16 protein-coding genes and 3 tRNA genes are annotated in these 12708 nt (G+C 49.8%); 4 read left to right on the top strand and 15 right to left on the bottom strand.

Translation table 11 applies throughout. The features are described from left to right. Positions 1 to 51 precede the first annotated feature (51 nt). From SK33_RS09790 to SK33_RS09780, 3 genes are read right to left on the bottom strand one after another with little or no spacing between them, the layout of a single operon-like run. Positions 52 to 333 carry a heavy-metal-associated domain-containing protein gene (locus tag SK33_RS09790; RefSeq protein ID WP_003833910.1) on the bottom strand — a complete coding sequence of 94 codons (282 nt, stop codon included), beginning with the start codon at positions 331 to 333 and terminating at the stop codon, positions 52 to 54. Next, positions 330 to 686 carry a membrane protein gene (locus SK33_RS09785; protein WP_032949538.1) on the bottom strand — a complete coding sequence of 119 codons (357 nt, stop codon included), beginning with the start codon at positions 684 to 686 and terminating at the stop codon, positions 330 to 332. The genes SK33_RS09790 and SK33_RS09785 overlap by 4 nt, the downstream gene beginning before the upstream one ends. Continuing rightward, the gene (locus SK33_RS09780) at positions 664 to 1806 is read right to left on the bottom strand and encodes a transglutaminase-like domain-containing protein (RefSeq protein ID WP_048218001.1); all 1143 of its coding nucleotides are present in this window, start codon (positions 1804 to 1806) and stop codon (positions 664 to 666) included. The genes SK33_RS09785 and SK33_RS09780 overlap by 23 nt, the downstream gene beginning before the upstream one ends. A 331-nt stretch (positions 1807 to 2137) precedes the next feature. Here SK33_RS09780 and SK33_RS09775 point away from each other — a divergent pair, with 331 nt between their 5' ends. Next, positions 2138 to 3163, top strand: coding sequence for a patatin-like phospholipase family protein (locus SK33_RS09775; RefSeq protein WP_003839115.1), 1026 nt, complete (start codon positions 2138 to 2140; stop codon positions 3161 to 3163). Between the two features lie 19 nt (positions 3164 to 3182). Here SK33_RS09775 and SK33_RS09770 read toward each other — a convergent pair whose 3' ends face one another. Both SK33_RS09770 and SK33_RS09765 read right to left on the bottom strand, forming a co-directional pair. Further along, positions 3183 to 3653 (bottom strand): SRPBCC family protein, encoded by a 471-nt coding sequence (locus SK33_RS09770; RefSeq protein ID WP_003839113.1) that lies wholly within the window; start codon positions 3651 to 3653, stop codon positions 3183 to 3185. 13 nt (positions 3654 to 3666) lie between these two features. Beyond that, positions 3667 to 4356, bottom strand: a complete 690-nt coding sequence (locus SK33_RS09765) for a LolA family protein (RefSeq protein ID WP_048218002.1) — start codon at positions 4354 to 4356, stop codon at positions 3667 to 3669. 204 nt (positions 4357 to 4560) lie between these two features. On the opposite strand from SK33_RS09765, the gene SK33_RS09760 reads away from it, so the two are divergent. Continuing rightward, on the top strand, positions 4561 to 4905 hold the full coding sequence (locus tag SK33_RS09760; RefSeq protein ID WP_075262469.1) for a hypothetical protein: 345 nt from the start codon (positions 4561 to 4563) through the stop codon (positions 4903 to 4905). A gap of 109 nt (positions 4906 to 5014) precedes the next feature. Here the strand turns inward: SK33_RS09760 and SK33_RS09755 are convergent. The 6 genes from SK33_RS09755 to uvrY all read right to left on the bottom strand — a co-directional run bounded on the left by SK33_RS09755 (position 5015) and on the right by uvrY (position 8555). Next, positions 5015 to 5101: transfer RNA gene (locus SK33_RS09755), tRNA-Leu, on the bottom strand. Positions 5102 to 5113: 12 nt separating this feature from the next. After that, positions 5114 to 5187, bottom strand: a tRNA-Cys gene (locus SK33_RS09750). Between the two features lie 51 nt (positions 5188 to 5238). Continuing rightward, positions 5239 to 5314 (bottom strand) — tRNA-Gly (locus tag SK33_RS09745). A gap of 151 nt (positions 5315 to 5465) precedes the next feature. Then, entirely contained in the window at positions 5466 to 6014 is a 549-nt protein-coding gene (pgsA, locus tag SK33_RS09740; RefSeq protein WP_003030490.1) for a CDP-diacylglycerol--glycerol-3-phosphate 3-phosphatidyltransferase, read from the bottom strand. Between the two features lie 55 nt (positions 6015 to 6069). Next, complete coding sequence (uvrC, locus tag SK33_RS09735) at positions 6070 to 7902, bottom strand: excinuclease ABC subunit UvrC (RefSeq protein WP_003030488.1); 1833 nt, start codon at positions 7900 to 7902, stop codon at positions 6070 to 6072. Further along, positions 7899 to 8555 (bottom strand): UvrY/SirA/GacA family response regulator transcription factor, encoded by a 657-nt coding sequence (gene uvrY, locus SK33_RS09730; RefSeq protein ID WP_003030486.1) that lies wholly within the window; start codon positions 8553 to 8555, stop codon positions 7899 to 7901. Before uvrY ends, uvrC begins: the two co-directional genes overlap by 4 nt. 296 nt (positions 8556 to 8851) lie before the next feature. Here uvrY and SK33_RS26735 point away from each other — a divergent pair, with 296 nt between their 5' ends. Both SK33_RS26735 and SK33_RS09725 read left to right on the top strand, forming a co-directional pair. Next, positions 8852 to 8995, top strand: coding sequence for a hypothetical protein (locus tag SK33_RS26735; protein ID WP_418219448.1), 144 nt, complete (start codon positions 8852 to 8854; stop codon positions 8993 to 8995). Positions 8996 to 9014: 19 nt separating this feature from the next. Beyond that, on the top strand, positions 9015 to 9239 hold the full coding sequence (locus SK33_RS09725) for a DUF2594 family protein (protein ID WP_003030482.1): 225 nt from the start codon (positions 9015 to 9017) through the stop codon (positions 9237 to 9239). Between the two features lie 66 nt (positions 9240 to 9305). Here the strand turns inward: SK33_RS09725 and sdiA are convergent, their stop codons facing one another. From sdiA to dcyD, 4 genes are all read right to left on the bottom strand, one after another. Continuing rightward, entirely contained in the window at positions 9306 to 10028 is a 723-nt protein-coding gene (gene sdiA / locus SK33_RS09720; protein WP_003030480.1) for a transcriptional regulator SdiA, read from the bottom strand. A gap of 230 nt (positions 10029 to 10258) precedes the next feature. Continuing rightward, complete coding sequence (gene tcyN, locus SK33_RS09715; RefSeq protein WP_003030477.1) at positions 10259 to 11011, bottom strand: L-cystine ABC transporter ATP-binding protein TcyN; 753 nt, start codon at positions 11009 to 11011, stop codon at positions 10259 to 10261. Continuing rightward, positions 11008 to 11676 (bottom strand): cystine ABC transporter permease, encoded by a 669-nt coding sequence (gene tcyL / locus SK33_RS09710; RefSeq protein ID WP_003030474.1) that lies wholly within the window; start codon positions 11674 to 11676, stop codon positions 11008 to 11010. The genes tcyN and tcyL overlap by 4 nt, the downstream gene beginning before the upstream one ends. Positions 11677 to 11697: 21 nt before the next feature. Further along, the gene (gene dcyD, locus SK33_RS09705; RefSeq protein ID WP_048218003.1) at positions 11698 to 12684 is read right to left on the bottom strand and encodes a D-cysteine desulfhydrase; all 987 of its coding nucleotides are present in this window, start codon (positions 12682 to 12684) and stop codon (positions 11698 to 11700) included. Positions 12685 to 12708: the final 24 nt, after the last annotated feature.

The following is a 12708-nucleotide window of genomic DNA, read 5'->3' as shown; positions in this document are numbered from 1 at the left end:
AGCCGCCGGGCATCATACCGGGAAAACACAATAAAACCACCCGCAGGTGATTTACTGTTGTTCAATACGGTTGAGCGTTGCGGTATAGCCCGTTTTCGCTACCGCGTTAAGTAAAGTATCGGTTGGGAAACCTTCTGGCACTATCGCTTCTGCTTGTCGGGTTTTTAGGGAGGACTTTGCTTTAATCACGCCGTCGGTTTCACGTAGCGCCTGATTGACCGAAATAACGCATAGCGAGCAGGTCATATTTTGTATATCCAGCACCACTTTTTGGTTTGCCGCCTGAGCCCACAGCGGTAATAGCAAGCATGCAACTAACGTGAAGATCTTCATTCAAATACCTCATAAAACCAGGCAACAAGCGTTGGGTAAAATAACACTGGCAAAATCAATGCCAGTGCGCACCAGTAGAACATGCGCGCTTGCCTCAGCGTTAGCCACCCAGAGCACCACAGCCGCCTGGAGAAATAGAGCCGCCAGAAAACGCGCAGTAATAAGCCCAATGACACCAGCATCAAGGGAATTCGCAAAAACTCAAACTGGGTGAAAACAGCAAAGCTCGCCGCCGAAATACCAAACAGCAGGTAGAGCAGCGGTCCAACGCAGCATAAGCCCGCAGTGACGGCAGCTACCGCAGCCGTCAACAGGGTGAGTCCCGCCCGTTTAGCGTTGTTCTGTGGCGACATAGCTGTAGGAGAACGCTTTAGGATCATAGAAATTGATCGGGTCGCCATCAACTTCAGCATAAGGATAACCAAAGTTGTTCACCGCGCCCTGCTCCGTTGCCGGATACAGCTCGAAATCACGCCCGTAGTTGAATCCAACCCAGTTCATTTCCCAGTTACCAAACAGGTAAGTGTTTACCGCCTGGACATCGGCGTCCTGATGCGATTTTTTCTCTGCCAGACGCATTTTGGTCACATCAGCAGGATCGCAAGGTAACCAACCGTAACCGGCCAGATAGAACTCGGCACGACAATGTTGCCCACCGCTCACATCAGCAACGCCTGCGCTGTCTGCTTTGCCAAATGCACTTTTCGAGTAACGTTCGAGCTTATTGGCCTTGCCCAGACGGATACCAAACAGTTCACGCGCCGGAATGCCGCTGGCACGCGCCAGAGCCACAAAAACGGAGCTCATGTCGGTGCATTTTCCTTTGAGCTTACCGCTTTTTAAGATCTCCGCTACATCCCCCGTGCCGCAGCCGATAACGTCGTTATCGCGCTCCATATGGCTACTCACCCACTCGTAAATCAGGCGTGCTTTTTTCAGCGGATCCTGCTCATTACCGGTGATTTTACGTGCGGTTTCCAGAACCAGCCCATCAACTGGGGTATGTGCCGTCGGCAAAAGGTACGGTTTTACATCCAGCGGGTAAATAATCTGCTCCGGCGCTTGCCAGGTTTTCAACGCGTCCTGCTTCAGCGGTTCCCAGTCGGTGGTTTCAATGTCGATATCAACGTTAATCAACAGTTCGCCCTGCGAGTCAGGCCAGGTGGCAAACAGCGTTTTCGCGCCATAAGTATTATTAGTGGTGACATACGCTTGCTTATAGTTTCCGCTAAAGGCAAGCGCCGTCATTTGTTGAAACGCGGTATCTACAGGAAGCGGGATCCACAGTTTTACTACACCGCTCGAGCCCTTAGGAGGGTTAAGTTTATAGGTCTGGGATAACACAAAGCGCCGACGCGCGACTGGTGCAACGGATGGCTCAGCGGCGCGAACCGTCTGACTAATAACCGCAGGACCGACTAAACCGGCGGCCGAAAGGAGAACGCTATTTTTGAGAAATTGTCGACGTTGCATTGCTGTCTGTCCATGTTGTAAGAGTTGAACTACGGCTAAGCAGGTAAAAACCGTATACGATCATCACAGCAGACAGACGCTGACATAAAAAGGTGAGCCGATGGAGGTTGTTCATCAATAACAGACCTGTTAACTGTGAATGAAATAAGATACTACAAGGTCGCTATTAAGTCATTTACATGCAAAAAAGTACAGCAGTGAGCGGATATCAATCTGCCAGCCACCTTCTTATGAAACAAACTCAGCGTAAATCCTGTCTATATTTAACTGCAACCATAGCGGAAACAACCCTACCCCTAAATCCCGTTTCTTATCTTTGGAGGACATAAAAATGGCAATGAGAATACTGTCTATCGATGGTGGCGGGATCAGAGGCATCCTGCCGGGTATGCTACTTGTGGCACTGGAGAAGAAATTGCAGGATATATCACAAAATCCTGCCGCCAGAATTGCGGATTACTTCGATCTCGTTGCCGGTACCAGTACCGGGGCCATTCTGTGTTCTGCTTACGTTTGCCCTGATGCGAAAGGAAAGCCCAAGTTCTCCGCTCAGGAAGCCGTCAATTTCTACCTTCAGGATGGGGATGAAATTTTTGATGTCGGCGTCTGGAAAACAATCAGTTCACTGGGTGGTGCTAGCGATGAAAAATATTCTGCAAAGGAGCTGGAGAGGGTATTAAAAACAGCATTTGGTGAAACAAAAATCAGTGAATTATTAAGACCAACCTGCTTTGTTTCTTATGACGTGAGCAGTCGTCTTCCTGTCATTTTCAAACAACACTCCGCCCTCGCCAAGAATCGGGACTTCCTGGTCAGGGATGCTTTACGGGGTACCTCAGCAGCTCCCACCTATTTCGAGGCAGCGCGTATTTATTCACTACCCCCGGTACCCGAAAAATTTGTCCTAGTTGATGGCGGTGTGGTGGCAAACGACCCGGCACTCTGCGCCTATTCCGAAGCGATTAAATTCAGTAATGTCGCTGGCATTAAGGATATGATTATTGTCTCACTGGGCACCGGCAAGAAATTGCAGGGGTATTCTTATTCCGAAGTTAAGGACTGGGGCCCCTTTGGCTGGGCAAAACCGGCTATTGATATCGCGCTAGAGGGGGGGCCACAGATGACCGCGTATTATCTGCAACAAATTGCCTCAACGGTAAAAAACTCTAAATACTACAGAATTCAGCCTGAACTATACGGCGCCGATCCAACGCTGGATAACGCATCGCGTGAAAACTTAGAACTTCTGCGCAAGGCAGGCCTACAAAATGCCGCCGTGTATGATAAGAAATTGACTGAGATCGCTAAGTTATTAATCAGTAGTGGAGGCAATTTTAAATATCAGGACGCTAATTAATCCTCAACGCTGACTGAACTCAAAATATATGTACATTCGTTGCCAGTTTGCGGGCTAATCCTCTGGCCCCTTCGCGCATGACCGTATCGTGATTCCAGCGAAAAACGGGTGCCGCCAGCGGGGCCAGGTAATTCATCCAACGAATCGTGGTGCGAACATTCCAGTCATATCTGACGATGGTCTCAGCGCCACTGGCAGAAAAATACCACACACCTCGCCCTTCTACCGCCCCACTGGCTTGTCCCTCAAGCAGCGAGCAAGGCAGAATATTTAACACGTTGATGTCAAAGGTTAAGCGATAGGGAAGCGCTCCTTTCCAGGTATAACGATGCAGCGCCCCAATGCCCTGTACATCACCTTTTTTAATCTCAACAATGCGTTCCAGACTTTCCCACCATTCAGGCCACTGATCGGGATGAGAAAAAACATCCCATACCTCCTGAATAGAAGCCTCAACCCGCCAGACGGTGGAAAACTGATAGTCAGCCATAATACAGCCTCCTTCAGGGTGAGAAGAAATTGGCGGGAAAACGGATGTTAATGACCATAGCATCCAGAAGCACGGTTTCTAATCGCTGCCCATCTGGCGCATAGCTGATCACTTTGGCAGGAAGTCCGTGATAATTATCCAGCCAGACGTCATAGCGGTGAACACCATCAACCACCATTGTTCCAGGCCCAACCACAGATACGTGCGTCGTCGCCCGTCCTGCAAGGTTTTCCTTGCCAACAGTGATCATTGTCCCTTCGCGTTGCAGATGACGAATATTGCGCAACAACACGCCGATATCAGAGCGATCCACTCGATGACCACGCTCATCCTGGATCAATGAATTATTAGGCGACAGTTGCAAAATGGGCAAAAAACCCACACCAAATGGCCATAACGTCACTTTACCGCTGACAGGATTAAAGATAAGCACCGCTCCTGAATGCGGTTGGGTAAAATCCATCCGCACATACCCAGGCTTTTGAAAGCTATAGCGAATAATTTTGCTTTCATCGGATGGCGACGAAGAGCGCATCATGACCTGATAAGACGTCAGGTTTTTAAATGACTGTTGAGAAAATGCGATGGGATCCATGGCCCTGGCATTCTGCGAAAAGATATTCCCTTTTTCCACCGAATATGCTGCACAACTAAAGGTGAGCAATGCTGCGAACATGACTATCGGAGAAGATGAAATGTTCATAGCTGCCCCCTGAACCAGCGCGATTGGCAAACAGGAGTTATCACCTGCCGACTGTTTTTATTATAGTTCTTAACTGCGCGGCACTACTCTTCCGGCCCCTCAGACTCAGTATGGACAGCAGGTTTAAATTATTGGTTTTCTTTTCAGTTGAGATGACAACATAAAGCTATACTTTAATAGCCATACTTTTAATAGGTATTAATCATGAAACTGCCATCGGTATTTTCATGCGCCGTTCTCATATTACTGCTGCTGTCGTCATCTTCTGCCACATCCAGCACGTTACAAAACCAGGCAGTCAGAGAGCAAGAGTTAAGCGCGGCACTTCGAGCCGGTAAAGGCGTGATCATCATTGGCGGGACGGATGATTTCGTTTTCACGTTCAGGGCACGAAACCGAATCCACAGACACCTGGCGATACAGGATGGCTTTGGCGATCCCATCCTGATGAATAGTTTCCAGGACCACAACTATAATCCCGCCCGCGATGGTTTTATCAACAACCCTGCCCGAGGGGGCTTTATGTTTAACGCGCCGATTCGGCGATAGATTGATGTGCAATAGTGAGTTCTATGCTTGTAAAAAACAGGCACAAAAAAACCACCCGTAGGTGGTTTCACGACACTGCTTATTGCTTTGATTATTCTGTTCTTTCCCATGGTACCCGGAGTGGGACTTGAACCCACACAGCGCGAACGCCGAGGGATTTTAAATCCCTTGTGTCTACCGATTCCACCATCCGGGCTCGGGAAAAAATTGGAGGCGCGTTCCGGAGTCGAACCGGACTAGACGGATTTGCAATCCGCTACATAACCGCTTTGCTAACGCGCCGAAATCTTCTGGCTTTTCAGCCGACATCCGCTATTGCCGATGTCTCTAATTTGGAGCGGGAAACGAGACTCGAACTCGCGACCCCGACCTTGGCAAGGTCGTGCTCTACCAACTGAGCTATTCCCGCATCACCAAGTAACTTTGTTAATCACTTGATTTTGTTATCGTCTGGCAATCAGTGCTGCCGTTCGATGCGTTGCATTCTACTTACCTGACGCAATGAGTCAACGATATTTTTCACCACTAACGATCGTTTGCTGAAATTTGCGTCGAAACGATCACTGATCAAGCAAATCTCCACGTGCAGCGCTCAAATACTGGAACATTGACCACAAAGTCAGTATCGCGGCGACGAAGAAAAGTGCGATCCCAGCATACTCAACCCAGATATTTGGACGCCACAGCAGCCAGGCCAGTGCAGCCATTTGCGAAGTGGTTTTCACTTTACCAATCCAGGATACGGCTACGCTGCTGCGTTTACCCAGTTCGGCCATCCATTCACGTAGTGCAGAGATGATGATTTCACGCGCAATCATTGTTGCGGCAGGGAGCGTCACCCACCAGCTGTGGTAATGCTCTGTCACCAGTACCATCGCAATAGCTACCAGCACTTTATCAGCGACCGGATCGAGGAAGGCGCCAAAACGCGTGCTTTGGTTCCAGCGGCGAGCCAGAAAACCGTCAAACCAGTCTGTGACCGCTGCGATACAGAAGATCAGCGCACAAACAAAGGGAGCCCAGGTGAATGGCAGGTAAAAAGCCAATACAAAGAATGGGATCAGGATGACGCGAAACAGCGTGAGCAACGTAGGGATATTAAATTGCATATGACGGATAACTATCTGTTGTCAGTGAAATTACCCCTATGTTGCTACAGAGGGCCTAATGTTTCAACGAGTAGAAGATCTTTTCTGCCAGAGCTTGCGAAATACCCGGCACTTTTGCAATTTCTTCGATACTTGCATTACGAAGACCTTGCAAACCTCCCATATATTTCAACAACATCTGGCGACGCTTTGGCCCGACACCTTCGATGGTCTCAAGCGTGCTGGTACTTTTCACTTTTGCCCGCTTTTTACGATGCCCGCTAATCGCATGATCGTGAGATTCATCGCGGATATGCTGGATAACGTGTAATGCAGGCGAATCCGGCGGCAGACTAAAGCCCTCACCTTCCGGCTCAAAGAACAGTGTTTCCAGACCGGCTTTACGATCGGCCCCTTTTGCCACCCCCAGCAAGAGTGGGTGCTGTTTGTCCCAGGGAACGTCCAGTTCAGCAAAAACGGCTTTCGCCTGCCCTAACTGACCTTTACCGCCATCGATCAATATGACGTCCGGAATCTTACTTTCTTCAATCGCCTTACCATAACGCCGACGTAAGACCTGATTCATCGCCGCATAATCATCACCCGGCGTAATGCCGGTAATATTGTAACGCCGATATTCTGCACGCAGCGGGCCATTGGCATCAAAAACCACGCAGGAGGCTACCGTCTGCTCCCCCATCGTATGGCTAATGTCGAAGCACTCCATACGCTTCACCGCAGGTAACTTCAATACGGAGGCCAGCGCCGTTAGACGTTGCGTAATCGTCGACTGCTGAGAAAGTTTCGTGGTGAGCGCCACTGCCGCGTTGGTCCGCGCCAGCTTCAGATAACGCGCGCGATCCCCTCGCGGTTTCGTCTGCACGTTAATCTTCCGTCCGGCCAGTTCAGACAGAGAGTCTGCCAGCAGGGTTTTATCGCTAAGATTGAAATCGAGCAGGATCTCCCCGGGTAAGGTACGCATCTGGCTCCCCTGCAGATAAAACTGCCCGACAAAGGTTTCGACGACCTCGCCCAGTTCCGTACCACCAGGTACTTTAGGGAAATAGCTGCGGCTGCCCAGCACTTTACCCTGGCGAATAAACAGAACGTGCACACAGGCCATGCCGGCGTCAAACGCCACGCCAATGACGTCCAGATCGTCTCCGGTGTTAGAGACAAACTGTTTTTCGGTCACGCGGCGTACGGCCTGGATTTGGTCACGAATTCGCGCAGCCTCTTCAAATTCGAGATTTTGGCTGGCCTTTTCCATGCGGGTAATCAGCTGTGTTAACACCTGATCGTCTTTTCCGGACAGGAACAGACGAACATACTCGACCTGCTGAGCATACTCTTCCTCGCTCACCAGACCCGCGACACACGGGCCGAGACAGCGGCCAATCTGATATTGCAGACAAGGTCGAGAACGGTTGCGATAAACGCTGTTTTCGCACTGGCGGATAGGGAATATTTTCTGCAACAGCGCCAGCGTTTCACGCACAGCATAACCGTTAGGGAACGGTCCAAAGTACTCGCCTTTGGCATGCTTTGCCCCACGATGCATCGCCAGACGCGGGTGGGTATCGCCGCTAAGGAATATAAAGGGGTAGGATTTATCATCACGCAGCAATACGTTATAACGCGGCTGATATAGCTTGATGTAGTTGTGCTCAAGCAATAACGCTTCGGTTTCAGTATGCGTTACCGTGACATCAATCTGCTGGATTTGCGCGACCAGCGCTTCGGTCTTGCGTGACGCAAGATTACTACGGAAGTAGCTGGAAAGCCTTTTTTTCAGGTCTTTCGCTTTCCCGACATAGATAACCGTTCCGGCGGTATCATACATACGATAGACGCCGGGCTGGCTGGTCACGGTTTTCAGGAACGCTTTGGCATCAAACTGATCTGTCACTGGCTTGCTAATGTCTCCGCATTACACAGGCCATGGCGAATTGCCAGGTGAGTCAGCTCTACATCGCCATGAATGTTTAATTTACTGAACATTCGATAGCGATAGCTGTTCACCGTTTTAGGACTAAGATTCAGTTGCTCTGAGATCTCATTAACCTTCTGACCTTTGGTGATCATCAGCATAATCTGCAACTCGCGTTCAGACAAACTGGCAAACGGGGTTTCCGTTTTCTCAGGCTCAATCTGGCTGAGCGCCATTTGCTGAGCGATATCGGAGGCAATGTACCGTTGCCCGGAAAAAACCGAACGAATCGCACTCACTACTTCCTGGGGGGCGGCGCCTTTGCTGAGATACCCTGCAGCCCCTGCCTGCATAACTTTTGCAGGTAATGGGTTTTCGGTGTGTACCGTCAACATGATCACTTTAATGTCTGCCGTGGAACGCGCAATTTTGCGGGTTGCTTCCAGACCGCCAATACCGGGCATATTCATATCCATCAGCACAACGTCAACGGAATTTGAGCGGCACCATTTTACCGCATCTTCACCGCAGCACGCTTCGCCGACAACTTTTATGCCTTTTATATCTTCCAGAATGCGTCGTATCCCTGCGCGCACCAGTTCGTGGTCATCAACAAGAAAAACGTTGATCAAAGGAATATCTCCAGAATAGGGATAACGCTACCGATAGTTAATCGGTCCTATGTTAACGGGTTTTATCTCAACTTTGAAATGTAAAAAACGCCCGACTTTCGATTTTGCTCTCGTTTTTGGAAATTAGATTGTACGACGAGTGGAAACTTTCAGTACTGGTAACCTTTTGCCACGGTTATATCTGTGTAGCTGTTTCATAATGGTGACAAAAAGATCATATTCCTTCGCTGAATGCAAACCAGGCAGTCAAAGTTGTAACAATAATTAACGAGGAAAATACTCGAAATAAACAACATGTGGAGAAAATATATGCACTGCAACATGTTGTTTATTTTAATGTCCACAACATTGGTCCGCGCAAAAAACAACCACAGATATTTTTAGCCTCGCTTATGGTATACTCCGCCGCCTTAAGATTTGACATCGCACTTTTTCATTGAAACATAACGAGGAAAATAAATGAGTACGCCTGACTTTTCCACTGCTGAGAATAACCAGGAACTGGCCAATGAAGTCACCTGCCTGAAAGCCATGTTAACGCTGATGCTGCAGGCAATGGGTCAAGCCGATGCAGGCCGCGTGATTCTTAAAATGGAAAAACAGCTCGCGCTGATTGAAGATCAATCACAGGCTGCGGTATTTTCCAACACGGTTAAGCAAATTAAACAAGCTTACCGCCAGTAATAAGAAACCGGCTGATAGCAATGCTCTCAGCCGGTTTTGCGTCTGACACTCAGAACGATAATTTACTCAGATAAGCCCGGTTGCCGCGGCATAACAGGCTATCTGCGTTTTGTTTGGCGCATTGAATTTCTTTTGCATATTCTTCTGGTGGAAGTTCACGGTATTTTCAGAAATCGACAGAATGATGGCTATCTCTGAAGAGGTTTTCCCCTCAGCCGTCCATTTCAATATTTCCTTTTCCCGCTTGCTAAAACGCATCTCTGGCGCCATAACCATGTCATCTTCCAGTCGCGTCAGTACAGACAGACTTTCCCGAACCAGAAGCTGCATCCTGAGCTCCACTTCATCGCTCGCAAGGCGACTGTTACGGATACTTGCACGCGATACAGATAAAAAGCCCAGCGCCCGGTTAGGCAACATTAAGCATTGCGTCATCCCTTTGCGTAAACCGTGATTGCGCGCGGCGTCCCACAAAGGTTGCGCATCGCGAAAAAGAGTATCGTTCCAGGGTAAATGCCCCTGGCTGAAGTTTTCAGGTTTCAGCACCGGATCAATGGCAAAATAATTTTCGGACTGATAATGCGCCACCCATGCTTTGGGATAGGTCGTATGAAGTGACGTTTTAGGTCGGGTAAAAGGTACCGGATGACGAACACAGAGCGCGTAAAAATCAAACTCTAAGTGCTGCGTCTGTTGTTGCAATTCCGTATAGACATCCTCTGCCGTCGCCATTTCCTGAAAGCGTAACAGCATGCTCCGTCGCCAGGTGAAGAAATCAAGATCCTGCATACTAAGTGGTAATGCCCCTGAGATTGATAATCATCCAAACATATGAAACAAGCTAACACATAAATGTATTTTATATATGCAAATTATCGGACAAATGAACAATTACTTGAGTATTACTCAACAGCGGAAGTAAGTAACAGAATCAAATGTTAATAATAAAGCAATAATTATAAATAGTTATGCGAATAGCACTCGCCAGAAACAATCCCGGCGAGTGCCATATACACTATTTATTGCATCAAAAACTTTTCAAGAAACTGACGGGTACGCGGCTGCTGCGGATGCGTGAATAAGGATTTTGCTGGTCCCTGCTCTACTATCCGTCCTTGATCCATAAATATCGCTCTATCGGCAACATCGCGAGCAAAGCTCATTTCATGCGTCACAATTACCATGGTGCGTTTTTCCTGCGCCAGTTGGCGGATGGTATTAAGTACCTCGCCAACCAGTTCAGGATCAAGCGCGGAGGTCGGTTCATCAAAAAGAATAACCTCAGGTCGCATCGCCAGCGCTCGGGCAATCGCTACGCGCTGCTGCTGTCCACCCGATAAACGCCGCGGATAGCTGGTTTCTTTACCTGCCAGCCCGACTTTCGCCAGCAATTCACGCGCACGAGCTGTCGCTTCAGCTTTTGGTTCACCTTTGACTATCACCGGCCCTTCAATAATGTTTTCCAGCACTGTCCGATGGGGAAACAAATTAAAGTTCTGGAACACAAAACCGACGTGCTGGCGTAACTGACGAATCAGCCCTTTCTGCTGGGTCAACGAACGCGCGGTATCAATGGTAATCTCACCTACTTTAATGGTGCCCGCCTCCGGTTGCTCCAGCAAATTAATGCTACGCAGCAGCGTGGTTTTGCCCGATCCGCTCGGCCCGATAATCGCTACTACTTCACCAGGTTTGACGTCAAGATCGATCCCGTGCAGCACCGTTTGCCCATGAAATTTTTTGACCAGGTTTCTGACTTCGATAGCACTCATTTCGGCTCTCTCTCCTGGCGGTTCAGTTGTTCTTCAAAATAGTTTTGCAGCGCAGAAAGCACCGTCGCCATCACCCAGTAAATCAACGAGGCCGCCAGATACATCGTAAAGACTTCCAGCGTACGCGAGGTAATCAGCTGCGCCTGACGGAACAGTTCCGGTACCTGAATAGTGGCGGCCAAAGAGGTATCTTTCACCAGACTGATAAAGCTGTTGCTCAGCGGCGGCAGCGCAACGCGCGCAGCCTGTGGCAGGATTGCCCGGCGCATGGTCTGCCAGCGCGTCATACCAATACTGGCACCCGCCTCCCACTGTCCTTTGTCGATGGAAGAGATTGCCGCACGCAGGGTTTCCGCAGCGTAGGCGGCTGTATTAAGCGACAAGCCAATCATCGCCGCCGGGATGGGATCTAGCTCAATTCCAAACTGCGGCAGACCGTAATAAATCATAAACAGCTGGGCAATCAACGGCGTTCCGCGAAAGATAGAGATATAAAAACGCGCCAGCCAGCGCACAGGCAACAGCGGAGACAGACGCATCAACGCCAGGATAAACCCCAGCACGAGGCCAAAAAACATCCCGCCGATACTCAGTTGCAGCGTAAAAACCGCACCTTTGAGCAGATACGGCAGGGAATCAATTACCAGTTGGATACTTTCATGCATTAGCGTTTTTCGACCTGGTTGTTACACGTGAGGATGGTAGGCAAACAGTGCAGGCGCCCCACCGGTATGAATAAAGAGGATTGGCCCTTCATCTTTGAAGCGCTTCTGGCTGATTCCGTCAATCAAACCCGCCATCGCCTTACCGGTATACACCGGATCCAACAAAATGCCTTCAAGGCGTGCCAGCAGTTTTACCGCCTCCATGCCCTCTTCGTTTGGCGTACCGTAGCCTGGCGCAAAATAATCATCCCATAACAGGATATCCGCTGAGGCCGTCAGCTCCAGTTCACGGGCAATATCCTGCTGCAACGTGACAACTTTTGGCTTTTGATCGGCGACGCTGCGCGAAACGGTCACACCGATAAGTTCAACGTCCGGCATCAGTTGCTCCAGACCCACCGCCAGTCCGGCATGCGTTCCCGCACTGCCCGACGCGACCACCACGGAAGAGAGCGAAACGGCCCCTTCACACTGCTGGGCAATTTCCAGCGCGCTCTCCACATAACCCATCGCCCCCAGAGCATTAGAGCCTCCAACCGGGATCACATACGGGCGGAACCCTTGCGCTTCAATGCGCGTCGCCAGCTCCTGCAACTGCGCATTCGGATCGGTTAGCGCGTCACACATTTCGATCTGCGTATTAAACAGATCCAACAGCAGACGGTTGCCATTGGTGAGATAGTTTTCCGCCGTGGTGCCAATCGGATTTTCCAACAGCGCCACGCAGTGCAGGCCAAGCTTAGCCGCTACCGCCGCAGTCTGACGAACGTGGTTAGATTGGATGGCACCCGCGGTTATCAGCGTATCAGCGCCTTCACGCAGCGCGTCTGCGGCCAGAAACTCCAGCTTACGCAGCTTATTGCCGCCCATGGCCATCGGCGTGACGTCATCGCGTTTAATGAAAATATCGCGCCCGAGGTAGTCGGAGAAACGTGGAAGATATTCGAGCGGCGTTGGCGCGCCAATAAATTCCAGACGTGGAAAGCGCGTTAAGTTATGCAGCGGCATACAGCCTCCGGTATTCGTTGTTGT

The sequence above is a fragment of the Citrobacter sp. MGH103 genome (genome assembly GCF_001034475.2).
GTDB lineage: Bacteria > Pseudomonadota > Gammaproteobacteria > Enterobacterales > Enterobacteriaceae > Citrobacter > Citrobacter freundii.
Note: the sequence above shows the minus strand (reverse complement) of the source record. Positions and strands in the feature narration are given on the sequence as shown.